Annotated in this window: 18 protein-coding genes; 7 read left to right on the top strand and 11 right to left on the bottom strand. The window is 72.7% G+C overall.

Annotated features, from left to right (window positions below; translation table 11 throughout):
- Nucleotides 1-56 precede the first annotated feature (56 nt).
- The gene (locus tag FA582_RS01945; RefSeq protein ID WP_010148323.1) at nucleotides 57-680 is read left to right on the top strand and encodes a GNAT family N-acetyltransferase; all 624 of its coding nucleotides are present in this window, start codon (nucleotides 57-59) and stop codon (nucleotides 678-680) included.
- Here FA582_RS01945 and FA582_RS01940 read toward each other — a convergent pair.
- From FA582_RS01940 to FA582_RS01930, 3 genes are all read right to left on the bottom strand, one after another.
- Nucleotides 592-1,836 carry an MFS transporter gene (locus FA582_RS01940; RefSeq protein WP_010148324.1) on the bottom strand — a complete coding sequence of 415 codons (1,245 nt, stop codon included), beginning with the start codon at nucleotides 1,834-1,836 and terminating at the stop codon, nucleotides 592-594. The two genes, FA582_RS01945 and FA582_RS01940, sit on opposite strands and share 89 nt — an antisense overlap.
- On the bottom strand, nucleotides 1,833-2,933 hold the full coding sequence (locus FA582_RS01935) for an ATP-binding protein (RefSeq protein WP_010148326.1): 1,101 nt from the start codon (nucleotides 2,931-2,933) through the stop codon (nucleotides 1,833-1,835). Before FA582_RS01935 ends, FA582_RS01940 begins: the two co-directional genes overlap by 4 nt.
- Before the next feature lie 65 nt (nucleotides 2,934-2,998).
- Complete coding sequence (locus FA582_RS01930; protein WP_010148327.1) at nucleotides 2,999-3,970, bottom strand: threo-3-hydroxy-L-aspartate ammonia-lyase; 972 nt, start codon at nucleotides 3,968-3,970, stop codon at nucleotides 2,999-3,001.
- 72 nt (nucleotides 3,971-4,042) lie between these two features.
- Here FA582_RS01930 and FA582_RS01925 point away from each other — a divergent pair, with 72 nt between their 5' ends.
- The 3 genes from FA582_RS01925 (at nucleotide 4,043) to FA582_RS01915 (ending at nucleotide 6,187) form a co-directional block, all read left to right on the top strand.
- Nucleotides 4,043-4,627: a thioredoxin family protein gene (locus FA582_RS01925; protein ID WP_202798098.1), complete on the top strand. Its 585-nt coding sequence runs from the start codon at nucleotides 4,043-4,045 to the stop codon at nucleotides 4,625-4,627.
- The gene (locus FA582_RS01920; RefSeq protein ID WP_010148329.1) at nucleotides 4,628-5,371 is read left to right on the top strand and encodes a cytochrome c biogenesis CcdA family protein; all 744 of its coding nucleotides are present in this window, start codon (nucleotides 4,628-4,630) and stop codon (nucleotides 5,369-5,371) included.
- A gap of 144 nt (nucleotides 5,372-5,515) precedes the next feature.
- Nucleotides 5,516-6,187, top strand: coding sequence for a class I SAM-dependent methyltransferase (locus FA582_RS01915; protein WP_010148330.1), 672 nt, complete (start codon nucleotides 5,516-5,518; stop codon nucleotides 6,185-6,187).
- A 167-nt stretch (nucleotides 6,188-6,354) separates the two neighbouring features.
- Here FA582_RS01915 and FA582_RS01910 read toward each other — a convergent pair whose 3' ends face one another.
- From FA582_RS01910 to FA582_RS01895, 4 genes are all read right to left on the bottom strand, one after another.
- The gene (locus FA582_RS01910) at nucleotides 6,355-7,386 is read right to left on the bottom strand and encodes a sensor histidine kinase (protein ID WP_010148331.1); all 1,032 of its coding nucleotides are present in this window, start codon (nucleotides 7,384-7,386) and stop codon (nucleotides 6,355-6,357) included.
- Nucleotides 7,376-8,092 (bottom strand): response regulator transcription factor, encoded by a 717-nt coding sequence (locus FA582_RS01905; RefSeq protein WP_010148332.1) that lies wholly within the window; start codon nucleotides 8,090-8,092, stop codon nucleotides 7,376-7,378. Before FA582_RS01905 ends, FA582_RS01910 begins: the two co-directional genes overlap by 11 nt.
- A 240-nt stretch (nucleotides 8,093-8,332) precedes the next feature.
- On the bottom strand, nucleotides 8,333-9,007 hold the full coding sequence (locus FA582_RS01900) for a response regulator (protein WP_029541287.1): 675 nt from the start codon (nucleotides 9,005-9,007) through the stop codon (nucleotides 8,333-8,335).
- Nucleotides 9,004-10,254, bottom strand: coding sequence for a sensor histidine kinase (locus FA582_RS01895; RefSeq protein WP_029541289.1), 1,251 nt, complete (start codon nucleotides 10,252-10,254; stop codon nucleotides 9,004-9,006). Before FA582_RS01895 ends, FA582_RS01900 begins: the two co-directional genes overlap by 4 nt.
- A gap of 163 nt (nucleotides 10,255-10,417) precedes the next feature.
- Here FA582_RS01895 and FA582_RS01890 point away from each other — a divergent pair, with 163 nt between their 5' ends.
- From FA582_RS01890 to FA582_RS01880, 3 genes are all read left to right on the top strand, one after another.
- Nucleotides 10,418-11,311: an ABC transporter ATP-binding protein gene (locus FA582_RS01890; RefSeq protein WP_029541297.1), complete on the top strand. Its 894-nt coding sequence runs from the start codon at nucleotides 10,418-10,420 to the stop codon at nucleotides 11,309-11,311.
- Nucleotides 11,308-12,150, top strand: coding sequence for an ABC transporter permease (locus tag FA582_RS01885; RefSeq protein ID WP_010148338.1), 843 nt, complete (start codon nucleotides 11,308-11,310; stop codon nucleotides 12,148-12,150). The genes FA582_RS01890 and FA582_RS01885 overlap by 4 nt, the downstream gene beginning before the upstream one ends.
- A 195-nt stretch (nucleotides 12,151-12,345) precedes the next feature.
- Entirely contained in the window at nucleotides 12,346-13,302 is a 957-nt protein-coding gene (locus FA582_RS01880) for a DUF559 domain-containing protein (RefSeq protein ID WP_010148339.1), read from the top strand.
- 250 nt (nucleotides 13,303-13,552) lie between these two features.
- Here FA582_RS01880 and FA582_RS01875 read toward each other — a convergent pair whose 3' ends face one another.
- The 4 genes from FA582_RS01875 to dnaK are packed head-to-tail and all read right to left on the bottom strand — an operon-like array spanning nucleotide 13,553 to nucleotide 17,736.
- Nucleotides 13,553-13,990: a heat shock protein transcriptional repressor HspR gene (locus FA582_RS01875; protein ID WP_010148340.1), complete on the bottom strand. Its 438-nt coding sequence runs from the start codon at nucleotides 13,988-13,990 to the stop codon at nucleotides 13,553-13,555.
- 7 nt (nucleotides 13,991-13,997) lie between these two features.
- Nucleotides 13,998-15,083: a DnaJ C-terminal domain-containing protein gene (locus FA582_RS01870; RefSeq protein WP_010148341.1), complete on the bottom strand. Its 1,086-nt coding sequence runs from the start codon at nucleotides 15,081-15,083 to the stop codon at nucleotides 13,998-14,000.
- A 38-nt stretch (nucleotides 15,084-15,121) separates the two neighbouring features.
- Nucleotides 15,122-15,811 (bottom strand): nucleotide exchange factor GrpE, encoded by a 690-nt coding sequence (locus tag FA582_RS01865; RefSeq protein ID WP_010148342.1) that lies wholly within the window; start codon nucleotides 15,809-15,811, stop codon nucleotides 15,122-15,124.
- A complete protein-coding gene (dnaK, locus tag FA582_RS01860; RefSeq protein WP_010148343.1) occupies nucleotides 15,808-17,736 on the bottom strand; it encodes a molecular chaperone DnaK in 1,929 nt (642 codons plus the stop codon). Before dnaK ends, FA582_RS01865 begins: the two co-directional genes overlap by 4 nt.
- Between the last annotated feature and the right edge of the window lie 11 nt (nucleotides 17,737-17,747).

The raw sequence follows: 17,747 nt of genomic DNA, 5'->3' as shown, positions 1-17,747 counted from the left end.
GTGGGGGCGCTCCTCTCGGCCTCGGTCGTGACGGGACCGGACGGTAGCGTCCCGCCATGACCCCGAGCCTGACCGAGACCCCCACGCTGACCGCCGACCTGGTCCGGTTGCGCCCGGTCACCGCTGACGACGTGCCGCGGCTGCATACCCTCATGCAGGACCCCGAGGTCGGGCGGCTCACCGGGTCGGCCCACTCCGACGACGAGGCGGGCGCCGTCCCGTGGACGGTCGAGCAGCTGCAGGAGATCTACGCCCGGTGGGAGGGCGAGGACGATCGTCTCGTGTGGGCGGTCGAGGACCTCGCCTCCGGGGAGGTCGTCGGCGAGGCGGTGCTGCTCGACCACGACCCGGGCAACGCCTCGATCGGCTTCCGCATCTGGCTCGGCGGGGCTCGGGACCGGGGGCTCGGCACGGAGGCGACCAGGCTGGCGGTCGGCCATGCCGTCGAGGTGCTCGGGGTGCACCGCGTCGAGCTGGAGGTCTACGCCTTCAACCCTCGGGCGCGGCGGGTCTACGAGAAGGTCGGGTTCACTCTGGAGGGCACGAAGCGGGAGGCGCTGAGGTATGCCGACGGCTGGGTCGACTGCCACGTCATGGCGATCCTGGCCCAGGACTGGCGTGGACCGAGCGACCCAGGGTCTCCGGTGCGCCCAGCCACACCAGCGCCCCGAGGACGCTGACGACGCCGGTTACGGCCAGGGCGGCGCCGAAGCCGACCAGGTCGACGACCGCCCCGATGAGCACCGGCCCGACGATGACGCCCACGTCGGTGGCCATCTGGTAGGTCGAGAGCACCGTGCCGCCCTTGCGCTCCTGGCCCACGATGTCGGCCAGCGCCGCCTGCTGCGCGGGGTTGACGAAGCCCGCACCGACACCGGAGACGAAGCTCAGGCCGAGCAGCACGGCGAGGGAGGCGGTGACGTCCAGCCCCGGCAGCAGGCTCAGGCCGAGCACCCCCAGCGACAGCCCGGAGGTGAGCATGCCGGCGATGATGAGCGGTCGGCGCCCGATCCGGTCGGCCAGCCGCCCGGTGATCTGCAGCGTGATGGCGGTGCCCAGCGCGGCCGTGGTCAGCGTCGCGCCCGCCACCCAGGGCTGGTCGAGCACGGCGGCGGCCAACAGAGGGATGACCGCCATCCGCACGCCGAGGTTGGCCCACCCGTTGGCCACACCGCACGCGAGCGCCGCCCGGTAGGCCCGGTCGCCCAGCGCCTCCCGCACGGTGAGGGAGGGTCGCCCGGCGTCCTCCGGCGGGGGACGCAACCGGGCGCCGCCCAGCCCGACGGCCACGACGAGCGCGGCGAGGACGAGGGCGACGGCATACACGAAGAAGGGCAGGCGCATCCCCCACCCGGCGAGCAGGCCGCCGATGACCGGGCCGACCATCGAGCCGATGATGAAGGAGCTGCCCCACAGGGAGGACACGCGTCCGCGGATGGTCGGCGGGGCGAGCCGGACCACGAGCGCGATCGCCGAGATGGTGAACATCGTCGACCCCAGGCCGCCCAGCCCGCGGAAGACGAGCAGCTGCCAGTAGGTCTGCGCGAAGCCGGTCGCGACCGAGGAGACGGCCACGACGAGCAGCCCGGTGAGGTAGACGGGCCGCTCCCCGAGCCGTTGCACCAGCGCCCCTCCCGCCGGCGCGAAGATCAGCCGGCAGAAGGCGAAGGCCGACACCACGACCGTCGCCGCGGTCGCGCCGACGTCGAAGGACCGGGCGAAGCCGGGCAGGACCGGTGAGACGAGGCCGAAGCCGACGGCGATGACGAAGGACGCGCCGACGAGGATCCAGATCTCGGAGGGTATGCGGACCCGCTCGGCGGTGGCGGCGCTCACCCGCGCCTCAGGTGCTCGCGCAGGTAGGGCAGCGCGACGTCGACCAGCCCGTGACCAGCCGGCACGATGAGCTCGCGGTCGATGAGCCGGCTGCGGACGACGTTGCCGTGCTGCTTGCTGATGTCCAGCCGCGCGGCGACCTCCCCCGTCGAGGAGGGGCCGTCGTCCTGGGCCATCGCCCGCAGGTAGTCCAGCTGGCCCTGCGGCACCTCCCGCAGGGCCGGGGTGTGGACCAGCCGGCTCATCCGGTCCACGACGATCGGCAGGGTGGTCTCGACGTCGGCGAGGGTGATGACCTCGTCGTCGCCCGCGGCCCGCCAGGCCTGGTAGCCCACGAGCTGGAGGAGGTAGGGGTAGCCGTGCGCGATCGCGGCGAGCCGCTCCACGGCCTCGGGGCTGATGACCCGGCCGGCCTCCCGGACCGTCCGGACCGCGGCGTCGCGGACCTCCTCGTCGCGCAGCGGCGCCAGGTCCACCCGCTCGGCGCGCCGCAGGAAGGTCGAGCCCTGCTGACCCAGCAGGCTCGCGATCCCGGTCGGCAGCCCGGCGCCGACGAAGGCCACCTCGCGCTCGTCGCGCAGCAGGTGCTGGTAGGCCGAGGCGAGCCGGGCGACGTCCTCGATCGGGGCGGCCTGGACCTCGTCGAGCGTGAGCAGGACCCCGGTGCCGTGCTCCTGGGCGATCTCGGTCAAGCGCTGCAGCATCGTGGCCACGCTCTGGGTGGCGGGGAAGGTCTGCGAGATCTGTGTGGAGACCGAGCCCACGGCACTGATGCTGCCCCCGGTGACGCGCCGCTGCTCGGCGGACGGGTCGTGCTCGGTGAGCTCGGCGGGCAGGACGCTGCGCTCCAGCTCGGCCACCAGCCCCGGGCCCTCCGGCAGCCGCAGGACGTGCCAGCCGCGGACCCTGGCCCGCTCCTCCAGCTCGTTGAGCAGGACCGTCTTGCCCATCCCCCGGGCGCCGCTGACGAGGATCGAGCGCATCGGGGAGCCGGGGCCCTCGTCCAGCGCGACGTCGAACTCCTCGAGCAGGTCGGTGCGCCCGGCGACGACCCGCGGACTGGTGCCGAAGCTGGGTCGGAAGGGGTTGCCCCGCACGTCGTCGCTCCTGCCTCGAAGGTGTGTTTTACCTGTTATACCACAGGAGGCGTGTTTGACCTGTTTTACTGCGCCACGAGCTGGGTGAACCTCTCGAGGTCGACGTTGCCTCCGGTGAGCACGACGCCGACCCGTTCGCCCGCCCGCACCGGGACCGCTCCGCTCAGCAGGGCGGCGAGACCGAGGACGCCGGTCGGCTCGACCACCTGCTTGAGGGTGCTGGCGACGACCCGCATCGCCTCCACGAGCTCCTCGTCGGTGGCGGTGACGACCGCCTCCACCCCCTCGCGCAGGATCGGGAAGGTCAGCTCGCCCAGGTGTTGGGTCTGCGCACCGTCGGCGATGGTCACCGGGGTGTCGATGTGGACGATCCGCCCCTGCTCCAGCGAGCGTCGGGCGTCGTCGCCCGCGGCAGGCTCCACGCCGTAGACCCGGGCCTGAGGGCAGAGTGCCCGCGCCGCGAGGATCGACCCCGAGAGCAGCCCTCCGCCCCCGAGCGGGACGACGAGCACGTCGAGGGCTCCCGCGTCCTCGATGAGCTCCTTGACGGCCGTGCCCTGGCCGGCGATGACGTGCGGGTGGTCGTACGGCGGGATCACGGTGGCCCCGCTCTCCGCGGCGATCTCGCGACCGATCTGCTCGCGGTCCTGGGTGTAGCGGTCGTAGCGGATGACGCGTGCGCCATACCCCTGCGTCGCGGCCACCTTGAGCGTGGGCGCGTCCAGCGGCATGACGATGGTGGCGGGTATGCCGAGCTCGCGGGCGGCGAGCGCGACCGCCTGCGCGTGGTTGCCGGAGGAGTAGGCGACCACGCCCGCCGCCCGCTGGCCGTCGTCGAAGGCGGAGAGCGCGGTGTAGGCGCCGCGGAACTTGAAGGCGCCCACCCGCTGCAGGTGCTCGGCCTTGAGCAGCACCCGCGCGCCGACCCGGTCGTCCAGCCTGGTCGAGGTGAGCACCGGCGTGCGGTGGGCGGTGCCGGAGATCGCGGCGGCCGCGGCCTGGACGTCGGCGTAGGTCGGGAGGGCAGCGGGCGTCATACCTGCAGCCTGCGTGATGCCGTAAGGATTCGGCAACACCGCGGGTCGCGGGGCCGCCCCACGCTGAGCGGTATGACACGTACCCCAGTGACCCTGCTCGCCGCCCTCGCCACCGCCCTGGCGGTCGCCTCGTGCGGCACCACGACCGAGGAGACCGACGCCGCGGCGCCCGCCTCCACCTCGGAGGAGATGACGGAGGAGATGGATGACGAGATGACCGAGGAGGAGATGGATGACGACATGGCGTCCGAGGAGATGACCGAGGAGGACGACATGGCCTCCGAGGACGACATGGATGACGAGATGACCGAGGAGGACGACATGGCCGGCGAGATGATGAGCGGCTACGTCGACTACGAGACCTACGCCGCCGACCCGGCCGCGCACGCCGCCGACGGCCACCCGGTCGTCCTCTTCTTCCACGCCGACTGGTGCCCCGACTGCCGGGCCACCGAGGAGAGCCTGACGGCCGAGGGCGTGCCCGAGGGGCTGACCTTCGTCAAGGTCGACTACGACTCGATGACCGACCTGCGCCAGCAGTACGGCGTCGTCCAGCAGCACACCTTCGTGCAGGTCGACGCGGACGGCGAGGAGATCACCACCTGGACCGGTGCGCGCTCCGGCGAGGAGATCCTCGCCCAGACCCAGGACTCCTGAGTGCTCGCCCTGCTGGGCGCACTGGTCGCGGGCGTCCTGACGACGCTCGCGCCGTGCGTGCTGCCCCTGCTGCCCGTCATCGTGGGCGGCTCCCTGGCGGGTGATGTCTCACGGGCGGCGCAGACCCGGCGAGCGGTCGTCGTGGCCGCCTCGCTGGGTCTGTCGGTGGCGGTCTTCACCCTGGTGCTCAAGGGCACGACCGCCCTCATCGGAGTGCCGCCCGGGGTCTGGCGGTGGCTCTCCGGCGGCATCCTGCTCGCCCTCGGTGCGGTGATGCTCTTCCCCGGGCTGTGGGAGCGGGCCAGCGCGAGCCTGGCGCTGGCCTCCCGCAGCCACGCCGGTCTGCATACCGCCCGCCGGCGCGAGGGCGTGGGTGGGCAGGTGCTCACCGGAGCGGCGCTCGGGCCGGTCTTCTCCTCGTGCAGCCCGCCGTATGCCTACGTCGTGGTCACCGTGCTCCCGGCCGAGTTCGGCTACGGCCTGACCCTGCTCATGGCCTACTGCATCGGCCTCAGCGGCACCCTGCTCGCCGTCGCCCTGGCGGGGCAGGGTCTGGTGCGGCGGGTGGGCTGGGCCGCGGACCCGCGCGGCTGGTTGCAGCGCAGCCTCGGGCTGGTCTTCGTGCTCGTGGGGATCGCCGTGGGCCTGGGCTGGGACCGTGAGCTGCAGGCGTGGATCCTGGAGTACTCCCCCATCGCCCCCTGGGAGCTGGACTCCGGCTTCATCCCCGAGGGCGGACCGTAAGGGCCCGAGGCGGACGGGGGTCGGCCAGCCCCCGCCGTCGCTCGCCTTGCTGCTGTTCGCCGTGCCATCGCTCCCCTACCGCCCGGGTCGGGCGCGCCCAGGCATGATGGACCGCGTCGATCCCCCTGACGAGAGGCCCTCCGCATGACGCACCGACCGACCCGCTGGGAGCTCGGCGGGGAGCAGAACGCCGGCTACGCCCGCCGCTTCGGCCAGCTCGTGGCCGACGGGGTCGACGTCGACGGGGAGGCCCGGCTGGCGGACGTGCTCGTCGGGAGGGGCGCCCGGATCCTCGACGTCGGCTCGGGTATGGGCCGGGTGGCCGATGCCCTCGCCCGCCGGGGGCACCGCGTGGACGCGGTCGAGCCGGACCCGGCCCTAGTGGAGCAGTCGGCCCGCACCTACCCCGAGCTGCGCGTCATACCGGGCGACATCCTGGAGGTCGCCCTGCAGCCGGGCTACGACCTCATCGTGCTGGTCGGCAATGTCATGGTCTTCCTCGCCGAGGGCACCGAGCGGGAGGTGCTGACCCGGGTGCGCGGGCTGCTGGCGCCGCAGGGTCGCGTGCTCGTCGGCTTCCACCCGGTCGACGGGCCAGAGACGGCCCGCGACTACGCGCCGGAGGACTTCGCTGCGGATGCCCGGGCCAGCGGGCTGCGCGTCGACCTGCGAGCCGGCTCCTACGAGCTGCACCCTCCGGCCGAGGACTACGCGGTCTGGGTCCTGGCGCGCGACGACAGCCCCCGCCCGGTCACATGGCTCGGGCACGCGTGCGGCCCGGGGAGCGCGCCCCCCGCAGCGGGCCGTTCCGACTGACCCACGTCTCAGCAATCACACCAGCACCGGGTTGCCAGGTCATGAGGATCTGCCCGGGACAACACCCCGCGCACAGCCGGATATCCCGGCACTCGGTAACTCGTGGGGCTGCTGAGGCCCGACCGGCGAGCCGGGCGCCGATGACGAGGCAGGCCGTCCGGGGTCGGCTACCGGGTGGCCAGGGCGTCGCCGGCGGCGGGCGAGAGGGGCAGCCGGACCGTCACGCGACATCCAGGTGGCCGGTTGACCAGCTCGATCGAGCCGCCGGCATCCTCCACGAGCGCCCGGGCGATGGTCAGGCCCACGCCGGCGCCCGCCCCGCTCGAGCGCGCCAGGCTCCCCCGCCAGCCGGGCTCGAACACGCGCGCAAGGTCGTCCTGCTCGAGGCCGCCGCACGCGTCGTCGACCTCCACGACGGCGTCCCGGCCCTCGGCCCGGACGGTGACCGCGACGGCATACCCCGAGGCCGTCTCGCGCACGGCGTTGCTCACGACATTGGCGACGACCCGCTCCAGCTGGCCGGGGACGCCATCGACGCCGACCGGGCCGGCCGCCGCCAGGTCGAGCCGCACCCCCTGCCCGGACGCGACCGGCTGCTGGCCGCCGACGACGCCGCGCACGAGCTCGGCCAGGTCGACTGTCTCCACGTGCCCCGAGGACATACCGGAGCGGATCCGGCTCATCTCGAGCAGGTCCTCGACCATGAGCGTCATCCGGTCGGCCTCCGCGCGGATGCGCCGGTGGTAGTCGTCCGGGTCGGGCGCCACGTCGTCCTCGAGCGCCTCGGACATCACCCGGATCGCCGACAAGGGGGTGCGCAGGTCGTGCGAGGCCCAGGTGATCATGTCCTGCTGCGAGCGGGCCAGGGCCACCTCGCGCTGCTCGTCGGCCAGCCGGGCCTGGGCCTGCCGGTCCAGCCGGCGGACGCCGCGGAAGAGCAGGACCCCGATCAGCAGCGCCACCGGCGCCGCAGCGAGCAGGACGAGGGAGATCAGGGCGGAGTCGTGCTCAGAGAGGAACATCGCGCGGGTCGTCACGACCACCCCCGCAGCGATGCTCGGCACCCCGACGACCGGCCCCAGGAGGGTCGCGGCCGCCGGCGAGCGCCGCGCCACGAGCAGCGTCAGGCCGGCCCCGGCCAGGCCGACCGCCCCCGCCGTGCCGGCGGCCAGGGCGACCGCCTCCAGCTCAGGTCTCATCGGCATACCCCTCAGGTATGCGGTCCCACCGGTAGCCCTGACCCCACACCGTGCTGATCCGGGTCGGGTGGGAAGGATCGGCCTCCACCTTCTCGCGGAGCCGCCGGACGTGGACGGTCACCGTCGAGCGGTCCCCGACCTCCCAGCCCCAGACGTCGCGCAGGAGGTCGTCGCGGTCGAGCACGACCCCCGGGTGGGTCATGAGGTGGACGAGCAGGTCGAACTCCCGGCTCGTCAGGGTCAGGTCGGTCCCACGGAGCGTGGCGCGGCGGGCGTCCCGGTCGACCACGAGGTCGCCCTCCCGCACCGTGCCGCCCGCCCGATCGGCGCCGGGGCCCGTCCCCGCTGCCCGCCGCAGCAGACCCTGGACCCGTAGCACCAGCTCGCGGGCGCTGAACGGCTTGGTGACGTAGTCGTCGGCCCCGATCTCCAGGCCCGCGATCCGGTCCTGCTCGGCGGCCTTGGCGGTGAGCATGAGGATCGGCACGGCCGGGTCGATCGCCCGGATCCGGCGCAGCACCTCGAAACCGTCGATCCCCGGGATCATGAGATCGAGGACGACGAGGTCGGGGCGCACGTCGGGGAAGGCGCGCACGGCCACCAGCCCGTCCGCGGCCTCGTGGGTCGGCAGCCCGGCGCGGTGCAGGTAGGCGCAGACCACCTCCCGCACCGTCGCCTCGTCCTCGACCACCAGCACCGTGCTCACCCGTCGAGGGTATGCCGCGCCACCCGACCCGAGGTCTTGCCGGACCCTTACGGCATACCGGGCTTCCGCACTGCCTCCCCTGCCCTGCCTCGGTGGCCTTCCCACCCCGCCCCTGCCGGAGTGACCACGGGATAGCACGACCTCCATCGGCAAGATTGACGATGAAGGTCGTGCTTTCCCAACGTTGGTCCGGATGGGTGAGGACTCGTCCGGGGCGGGTGGGTGGGGGTGGGGTTGCGGCTAGCGCTCGGCGTCGTGCACGAGGAGGGCGATCTGGACCCGGTTGGCCACCCCCAGCTTGGCCAGGATGCTCGACACGTGGGCCTTGACGGTCGGCACCGAGAGGAAGAGCTCGCGGGAGATCTCGGCGTTGGACCCGCCCTGCGCCACGGCGCTCGCGACCTCCTGCTCACGCTCGGTCAGCCGCGCCAGCGCCGCGGTGGCCCGGCTGGCACGGTCGTCACCGGCTCCGCCCGGGCGCCCGGAGACCTCACGGACCAGTAGTGCTGCGACCGACGGTGAGAGCGCGTGGTCGCCGGTCGCGACCTCGTGGACGGCGGCGACGAGCTGGGCCGGCGGGGTGTCCTTGAGCACGAACCCACGGGCCCCCGCCCGCAGCGCCTCCAGCACGAGGTCGTCGGCGTCGAAGGTCGTGAGGACGAGCACCTGCGTGTCGGGGTATGCCGCCAGCACCTGACGCGTCGCGCTCACCCCGTCCACACGCGCCATCCGGACATCGATGACCAGGACGTCCGGACGGTGCCGCCCGACGAGGCCCACGGCCTGGTCGCCGTCCTCCCCCTCGGCGACGACCTCGACCCCGTCTGGCCCGCCGAGGAGCATCCGCAGTCCCGCCCGCACCAGCGGGTCGTCGTCGATCATGACCACCCGGGGGCGGCTCGTCCGCTCGCTCATCGCGTCTCCCACGGCAACCACACTCGCACGCCGAAGCCCTCGCGCTCCGCACCGGCCCGGAAGGTGCCGCCGACGAGGGTGACGCGTTCCTGCATACCGGTCAGTCCACGCCCCGGCACCCCGGGATCGGCCGCCACCGGTCGCGGCACGATGTTGTGCACGACGAGGCTCAGGCCGGCGTCGGCGTCCCCGCCGAGATGCACGCGCACGGGGGCACCGGGCGCGTGCTTGCGCGCGTTGGTCAACGCCTCCTGGACCACCCGGTATGCGTGCCGGCCGACGCGGTCGGAGAGCTCGACGCTGCGGTCCCACAGCCCGGGGGCCACCGCCAGGTCGACCGGGTGTCCGCTGCTCGTGACCTCGGCCACGAGGGAGGGGACGTCGGTGAGGGTGGGCTGGGGAGCCTCGGTCGCCGACGCCCCGTCGGCCGGTTCGTCCTCGCCGCGCAGCACCCCCAGGACGTCACGGAGCTCCTGCAGCGCCTGGTGCGCGCCGTCGCGGACGATCTCGGCGCTCTGCCTCCGCTCCTCCTCGGTGAGGTCGGGACGGTGGGCCAGCGCCCCAGCGTGCATCGCCACCAGCGAGAGCCGGTGCCCCATGACGTCGTGCATCTCCCGCGCGATCCGGGCCCGCTCGGCCGTCCGCGCCTGGGCCACCCGCGCCGCCTGCTCCCGGTGAGCGGTCTCGGCCTGCGAGCGCCAGCTCGCGACGAGCTCGCGACGACCACCGATGTTCCACCCGATGAGGGCGACGGTCGCGAAGAGGAGGACGCTGATCATCGCGACGAGGCCGGCGTGCCACGGCGAGCTGAGGTCGGTCGCCATCTCGACGCCGAGCGCCCGCGCGACGACGAGCTCGTAGTAGATGCCCGCCACGACGTGGACCACGGCCACCGCCACCAACGGCCGCCAACGGCGACGGCTCGCCAGTGAGACGACGCACAGCATCGCCGCCGGGATCGCGAAGGTCGAGACCGCGAGCAGCGCGTTGGTCACCACGGCCACGGTGGTCGGGAACCTTCGTCGCCACAGGGCGAGCAGCACGGCGAGGTGACCCACCAGCAGGTCGACGAGGAGCAGGGCGTCCACCCGACCCGGGTAGTCCCCCGCCGCCTGGCCGGCCGGCGAGGCGGCGAAGGTGAGGACGAAGAGCAGCACACCCAGGACCCACGCCAGCGCGACGCGCCACGCGTGACCCCACCAACGCAACGGCGGTGGCCCGGGGACCGGGTGCGGGGACGGCGTCATACCGCAGAGCGTAGGCGGGTCGGCGGACCCGGCGCCTCGTCCACCCGTCGGAGCGACCCCCGACTTTGGTCGGGGGTCGGGCCACGGGCGCAGGACCAAAGACCGGCGGGTCACCGACCGCCGGTCGATGCGGCGGGGGTGGGGCGCGGCGGAGGCTGGAGCCATGATCGAGATCGAGAACCTCACCAAGAGATACGGCGCCTTCACGGCCGTCGACGACATCAGCTTCACCGCCCGCCCCGGGCGCGTGACCGGCTTCCTGGGCCCCAACGGCGCCGGCAAGTCCACCGCGATGCGGATGATGTGCGGCCTCACCCCGGCGACGTCGGGCACCGCCCGCGTCCTGGGACGGCCCTACGCCGCGCTGCCCAACCCGACCCGGCACGTCGGGGTGATGCTCGACGCCAGCGCACAGCACGCCGGGCGCACCGGACGGGAGATCCTCACCCTCGCCGCCATCCTCGTGGGCGCCGGTCGCGACCGGGTCGACGCCGTGCTCGACCGGGTGGGGCTCACCTCGCGGGAGGCGGAGCGACGGATCGGCAACTACAGCCTCGGTATGCGGCAGCGGCTCGGCCTCGGCGCCGCACTGGTCGGCGACCCCGGCGTGCTCATCCTCGACGAGCCGGCCAACGGCCTCGACCCCGGCGGCATCCACTGGATGCGGGGGCTGCTGCGCGACTACGCCGCCGAGGGCGGGACGGTGCTGCTCAGCTCGCACCTGCTGTCCGAGGTCGAGCTCATCGCCCAGGACCTCGTGCTCATCGGCCGGGGCCGGATCGTCGCCCAGGGCACCAAGGAGGAGCTGCTCTCCGTGGCCGGCGTCGTGGTGGACGCCACCGACCGGGCCGGGCTCGGGTCTGCGCTGGACCGGGCAGGACTGCAGCCGGTCGAGCGCGCCCAGGGCGGCTTCACCGCCCAGGCCGACCCCGAGCAGATCGGCACCCTCGCCCTGCGCGAGGGCCTCGTCATCACCTCCCTCACCCCAGCCGGGGGCGGGCTGGAGGAGATGTTCCTCACCCTGACCGCTGACGACGCCCGGGAGGTGGCGGCATGAGCACCACATCGACCCAGACGAGCAGGGAGCCCGCGGTCGAACCCGACGCGCGGACGGCATACCCCCAGAGCCGGGGCGGCGCGCTCGGCGACGAGCGGGGACTGCCCTTCGCCCGCCTGCTGCGCACCGAGCTCCGCAAGACGGTGGACACCCGAGCCGGGCGGTGGCTGCTCGTCGTCATCGCCGCCCTCACCGTCCTGGCGATGGGCCTGGCGATGTGGCTCGCGCGCGACGGTGGGGCGTCATACCCCATGCTGCTCACCACGGCGATCCTGCCGCAGGCCGTGCTGCTGCCGGTCCTCGGCATCCTCACCGCCGCCTCGGAGTGGAGCCAGCGCACCGCGCTCGTCACCTTCACCCAGGAACCGCGGCGGATGCGGGTCATGGCGGCCAAGACGCTGGCGGCGCTCGGGCTCGGTCTCGGCGTCGTCGCGCTGACCTTCGGGCTCGCGGCGCTCGCGCACGTGACGTCGGCCGGGCTGGCCGGCGGTGAGATCGACCTCGACGTGCCGTGGCACCTCTACGTCGGCGTGGTCGCGCTGCAGGTCATCTACGTCCTCATGGGCGTGGCCTTCGGTGCGCTGCTGCTCAACGTGCCGCTGGCGATCGCCGCCTTCTTCGTGCTGCCGGTGCTCATCAGCGTCGCCACCATGAGCATCGGCTGGCTGTCCGAGCGCGCGGGGTGGATCGACCCGAACGTGGCGGCGGCGCCCTTCACGACCCTCATGCAGGCCCCGACCGGCGAGCAGTGGCAGCAGCTCGGGGTGACCTCGATCTGGTGGGTGCTCCTCCCGCTGGCCCTCGGCCTGTGGCGCGTCGCCCGGCGCGAGGTGAAGTAGGCCCGCCCCCTTCGGAACCGACCACGGGATAGCACGAGCTTCATCGGGAAGATTGCCGATGAAGCTCGTGCTATCCCAACGTTGGTCCCGCTTCTGGCTCGGTGGCGGCCCGCCGCTGAGCCGACCGGGGCACCGTGCGCGGCGTCGTTGTGGATAACTTCTGCGGGCGGGCGGCGGTTCCGGTCACAGTGAGGTATGCCCGGACCCACCGCCAACGACACCCTCACCCCCGCGCAGCGCGAGGAGCTGCAGCGCCTGTTGGCCGCTGACCACGGCGCGACGACCTCGCGCGCACTGGCCGCGCTGGGCCTCGGCCCGGCGAAGAGAGAGGCGCTCGTCCGCCACGCGGTGCTGCTCCGCGTGGGTCGCGGCGCCCTCGTCGACGCTGCGGCATACGCCCTCGCCCCACCCCGGGAGCAGCACCTCCTGCGCGCCGTGGCCATCGCCCGCACCTGGCCCGCGGGTGTCGCGATCAGTCACATCAGCGCCACCCCTTTGCTCGACCTGCCCCTGCCGATCCAGCCGCCGGAAAGGGTGCACGGCTGCCGGATGTCGACGGGCCAGCACCGCAGGAACAGCGTCTACACGATCCATACCGGGTATGCGGGTGCGGCCTTCACCCACCTCTACGGGGTGGACGTGCTGGAGCCGCGATTCACCATCATGGGTGTGGCCGAGCAGCTCGGCCGGGATGCCGCCGTCATGGCCGCCGACGCCGCTCTGCACCGAAACATGGTGACGAAGGAGTCCCTCACCGAAGCCTGCGACGCTCGGCCCAACCACCCCGCCCACGCCACTCTCCAGCGCGCCATCGACCTCGCGGACGGGCGCACCGAGTCCCCGGGCGAGACGCGGAGCCGCCTGTTGCTGCTCGGACTCGGCTTCACGCCCATCCCTCAGGTCGAGATCCGGGACGTGGACGGCGACTTCATCGGGCGGGTGGACTTCCTGCTCGAGGGGACGCGGGTCATCGTGGAGTTCGACGGGATGACGAAGTACGGCAGCCACGAGGACCTCGTCGCCGAGAAGCGGCGGGAGCTCCGACTCCAGCGGGCGGGATATGTCGTGGTGCGGCTCGTGTGGGCCGACCTGGCCCACCCGGACAGGGTCCGCCACCTACTCAACGGGGCCCTGGCTGCTGCGGCTGCCTGAGCTCTGTGCCCTGGGCGCGGACTGGTGGCCGCCGCCTCTTCCCCGGCCCGGCCCTTGGCCTGCCCCCGATCAGCCCGCCGCCGCATACCAACCCCTCCTCCCACCGGGACTGACCACGGCATAGCCCGACCGTCATCGGGGTTCTTGCCGATGGAGGTCGGGCTATGCCGTGGTCAGTCCGGAAGGGGCCGGGCGCCGGAGGGAGCGATCCGGTGGTCGGTCAGGGAGCAGGCGACGGTATGCCGACCGCTCAGTCCGTGGGCCAGCCCCGAGGGCGCCAGAGGGCGAGGGCGGTGCTGGCCGGGCGTCCGTGCGGGCGCTGCCCGGCGCGGACGGCCACGACCTCCCCGCTGAGGTCGGCGGCGAAGACCCGGGTGCCCTGGACGGCGCGGTCGCGCAGCCGCTCGTTGTCGGCAAGGAGCTGGGCGACCCGGTCGCGCAGCGCCTCCACCTGCACCTCGAGCTCCATGATCCGCTGGATCCCGGCGAGGCTCACGCCTTCACCGGAAAGCCGCTGCACCTCCCGCAGACGGTCGACGTCGCGGGAGGAGTAACGGCGGCCCCCGCCCCGGGTCCGGGACGGCGTGACCAGGCCGAGGCGGTCGTACTGCCTCAGCGTCTGGGCGTGCATCCCGGCCAGCTCGGCCGCGACCGAGATGACGTAGACGGGGGTGTCGCGATCGACCATGGTCGCCTCAGCTCGTGGCCCGGGCGATGAGGTCGGCCCGCGGGTCGGTGCCGTCCTCCTCGGCGCGCAGGGCCTCGACGGCGTCCTTCGCGGCGTCCGAGAGCTTCTGCGGCACGACGACCTGCACCTTGGCGAGCAGGTCACCGGTGGCCTTGCTGGTCGCGATGCCCCGGCCCTTGACCCGCAGCACCCGCCCGGAAGGAGTGCCCGGAGCGACCTTGACCTTGACGGTCTTGCCGTCCAGGGTCGGCACCGTGACGGTGGCCCCGAGGGCAGCCTCGGCGAAGGTCACTGGGAGGTCGACGGTGAGGTTGTTGCCGTCCCGCCCGAAGACCGGGTGCGGGGTGACCGACACCTTGAGATACATGTCGCCCGGCTCGCCGCCCTGCATGGGCGCGGGCATGCCCTTGCCCCGGAGGCGGATCTTCTGGCCGTCCTTGACCCCGGCAGGTATGCGCGTGGTGATCCGTCCGCCGTCCGGCTTCGACAACGTGACGGTGTCGCCCGCTGCCGCCGACCGGAAGTCGAGCGTGATGGACGCCTCGACGTCCTGGCCGCGCGGCATACCTCCGCCGTAACCACGACCGGAGAACCCGCCGCCACCACCCGGAAAGCCTTGTGCCCCACCGGGAAAGCCACCCGGGAAGCCCTGGCCGCCGCCCTGCTGCTGGAACCCACCGGCCCCGCCGAAGGCGCCGAGCAGGTCCTCGAGGTCGATGCCGCCGGCGCCCTGACCACCGGCGCCGAAGCGGACGTTCTGCGCCCCTCCGGCACCGCCGAACATCTGGGCGAAGACGTCCTCGAACCCACCGCCGGCACCGCCCGGGCCGCCGGCGCCCGCGGTGAAGCGGGCGCCGCCGCCCATGGCGCGCACGGCGTCGTACTGCTTGCGCTGCTCGGGGTCGGAGAGCACCGCGTAGGCCTCACCGATGTCCTTGAACCGCTGCTCGGCCGCCGCGTCGCCCGGGTTGCTGTCCGGGTGGTGCTGACGCGCCAGCTTGCGGTAGGTCTTCTTCAGCTCCTTGGCGTCCACGTCCTTGCTGACGCCGAGGATCCCGTAGAAGTCCTTCTCGAACCAGTCCTGGTTCACCATGGGTGCTCACCTCCTCCTTGTCCTGGCAGGTATGCCGCTCAGCTCGGGTCCGCGACGGCGACGCGCGCGGCCCGGACGACCTGATCGCCGACCTTGAAGCCAGGCTGCATCACCTGCACCACGGTCATCTCGGTCGTGCCCTCGGGCAGCTGGGCCTGATCGGCCGGCAGATGCATGAGCGCCTCGTGGACGGTCGGGTCGAAGACGTCGCCGACCGCGCCGACCCGCTCGACGCCGAACCGGCCGAGGGCCTGCTCGAGCTTGTCGGCGATCGCCGCGAACGGGCTGCCCTCGGTGATGTCGCCGTGCTCCCGCGCGGAGTGCACGTCGTCCAGCACCGGCAGGAGTGCCTCGACGACAGCACCGGTGGCCCGGCCGCGGTCGGTCTCCCGCTCACGCTGGGTGCGGTTGCGGAAGTTGACGAACTCCGCCTGCATCCGGCGCATCTCCTCCAGCCGCTCGGCGGCGAGCTGGGTGTCGGGGTGCGCCTCGCCCTCGCCCGGGGTCACGGGCTCTGGCGTCTGCTCGTCCGCCGCCTGGCCGGCGTCGGACGTCGACCCCGCCTGCGCGTTGCTCTGGTCCGTCACAGCCTCTGCACCTTCCGTGCTCTGCCGCAGCTTGCCCGTCTCCGGGTCGATGCGGCGCTTGTCGCGGATGACCGGGCCCTGCCCCGGGCGCTCTTCATCGGAAGCGCCCGGGGTGGGGTTGCCCTGCGGCTGGTCGGTCACTTGGTGTCCTTGTCCTCGTCGTCCTCGACGACCTCGGCGTCCACCACGTCCTCGTCGGAGCCGGCGGTGCTGCCACCGGCCGCGTTCGGGTCGGCGTCCGCCGCCCCGGCGCCGTCGAAGCCAGCGCCCGCGCCGGCCCCGGCGCCCGCACCCGACTCCTGCTGAGCGGCATACATCGCGGAGCCCATCTTCTGGCTCTCGGTGGAGAGGGTCTCCATCTTGGCCTTGATGTCGTCCAGGCTGGCGCCGCTGTCGGCCTTGAGGGCGTCCTTGAGCGCGGTCAGCGCCTCATCGACCGGGCCGCGGGTGTCCGCGGGCACCTGCTCACCGGAGTCGGCGAGGAACTTCTCGGTGGAGTAGACGAGCTGCTCCGCGGAGTTGCGGGTCTCGGTCTCCTCGCGGCGGACCTTGTCCTCCTCGGCGTGCGCCTCGGCGTCCTTGATCATCCGCTCGATCTCGTCCTTCGGCAGCGCCGAGCCACCCGAGATCGTCATCGACTGCTCCTTGCCGGTGCCGCGGTCCTTGGCGGACACGTGCACGATGCCGTTGGCGTCGATGTCGAAGGTGACCTCGATCTGCGGCACGCCACGGGGGGCCGGGGCGATGCCGGTGAGCTCGAAGTTGCCGAGCAGCTTGTTGTGCGCCGCGATCTCGCGCTCACCCTGGTAGACCTGGATGCCGACCGAGGGCTGGTTGTCGCTGGCGGTCGTGAAGACCTCGCTGCGCTTGGTCGGGATGGCCGTGTTGCGCTCGATGAGCTTGGTCATGATCCCGCCCTGGGTCTCGATGCCCAGCGAGAGCGGGGTGACATCGATGAGCAGGACGTCCTTGCGGTCACCCTTGAGGACACCGGCCTGCAGGGCGGCGCCGACGGCGACGACCTCGTCCGGGTTGACGCCCTTGTTGGGCTCCTTGCCGCCGGTCATCTTCTTGACCAGCTCGACGACGGCCGGCATACGGGTCGACCCGCCGACGAGGACGACGTGGTCGATCTGGTCGACGCTGATGCCGGCGTCCTTGATGACCTGCTCGAAGGGCTGCTTGACGCGGTCCAGCAGGTCGGAGGTCATCTGCTCGAACTGCGCGCGGGTGATGGTCTCGTCCAGGTGGATCGGACCGTTCTCGCCCATCGAGAGGTACTGCAGGTTGAGGGAGGTGCTGGAGCCCGAGCTCAGCTCCTTCTTGGCCTGCTCGGCGGCGTCCTTGAGCCGCTGCAGCGCGATCTTGTCGGTGGACAGGTCGACGCCGGACTGGTTCTTGACCGTGGTGACCAGGTGGTCGATGACGCGCTGGTCCCAGTCGTCACCACCGAGCTTGTTGTCACCGTGGGTGGCCTTGACCTGGATGGTCGCGAAGCCGTCGTCGGCGTCCTTGCCCACCTCGAGCAGGGACACGTCGAAGGTGCCGCCACCGAGGTCGAAGACGAGGATGAGCTCGTCCTCCTTGCCCTTGTCGAGGCCGTAGGCGAGGGCCGCCGCGGTCGGCTCGTTGACGATGCGCAGGACGTTGAGGCCGGCGATCTCACCGGCGTCCTTGGTGGCCTGGCGCTCGGCGTCGTCGAAGTAGGCCGGCACGGTGATGACCGCGTCGGTGACGTCCTCGCCGAGGTAGGACTCGGCGTCCCGCTTGAGCTTCATCAGCGTGCGGGCGCTGATCTCCTGCGGGGTGTACTTCTTGCCGTCGATCTCGGTGCTCCAGTCGGTGCCCATGTGGCGCTTGACGGAGCGGATGGTCCGGTCGACGTTGGTGACGGCCTGCCGCTTGGCGACCTCACCGACGAGCACCTCGCCGTTCTTGGCGAAGCTGACGACGGAGGGGGTGGTGCGCCCACCCTCGGCGTTGGCGATGATCTCGGGCTCGCCACCGGTCAGCACGGCGACAGCCGAGTTGGTGGTGCCCAGGTCGATACCGACTGCACGTCCCATGAACTGCTCTC

Source organism: Serinicoccus profundi (assembly GCF_008001015.1).
GTDB lineage: Bacteria > Actinomycetota > Actinomycetes > Actinomycetales > Dermatophilaceae > Ornithinicoccus > Ornithinicoccus profundi.
This window is presented reverse-complemented; position numbering and strand designations above follow the sequence as displayed.

Coding starts and splice junctions, on each gene's coding strand:
- FA582_RS01875 (WP_010148340.1), bottom strand. CDS start 13,990: ATGGTCGATCGCGACACCCCCGTCTACGTCATCTCGGTCGCGGCCGAG.
- FA582_RS01900 (WP_029541287.1), bottom strand. CDS start 9,007: ATGAGCGAGCGGACGAGCCGCCCCCGGGTGGTCATGATCGACGACGAC.
- FA582_RS01895 (WP_029541289.1), bottom strand. CDS start 10,254: ATGACGCCGTCCCCGCACCCGGTCCCCGGGCCACCGCCGTTGCGTTGG.
- FA582_RS01915 (WP_010148330.1), top strand. CDS start 5,516: ATGACGCACCGACCGACCCGCTGGGAGCTCGGCGGGGAGCAGAACGCC.
- FA582_RS01870 (WP_010148341.1), bottom strand. CDS start 15,083: ATGGTGAACCAGGACTGGTTCGAGAAGGACTTCTACGGGATCCTCGGC.
- FA582_RS01890 (WP_029541297.1), top strand. CDS start 10,418: ATGATCGAGATCGAGAACCTCACCAAGAGATACGGCGCCTTCACGGCC.
- FA582_RS01910 (WP_010148331.1), bottom strand. CDS start 7,386: ATGAGACCTGAGCTGGAGGCGGTCGCCCTGGCCGCCGGCACGGCGGGG.
- FA582_RS01945 (WP_010148323.1), top strand. CDS start 57: ATGACCCCGAGCCTGACCGAGACCCCCACGCTGACCGCCGACCTGGTC.
- FA582_RS01880 (WP_010148339.1), top strand. CDS start 12,346: ATGCCCGGACCCACCGCCAACGACACCCTCACCCCCGCGCAGCGCGAG.
- FA582_RS01885 (WP_010148338.1), top strand. CDS start 11,308: ATGAGCACCACATCGACCCAGACGAGCAGGGAGCCCGCGGTCGAACCC.
- FA582_RS01930 (WP_010148327.1), bottom strand. CDS start 3,970: ATGACGCCCGCTGCCCTCCCGACCTACGCCGACGTCCAGGCCGCGGCC.
- FA582_RS01925 (WP_202798098.1), top strand. CDS start 4,043: ATGACACGTACCCCAGTGACCCTGCTCGCCGCCCTCGCCACCGCCCTG.
- dnaK (WP_010148343.1), bottom strand. CDS start 17,736: ATGGGACGTGCAGTCGGTATCGACCTGGGCACCACCAACTCGGCTGTC.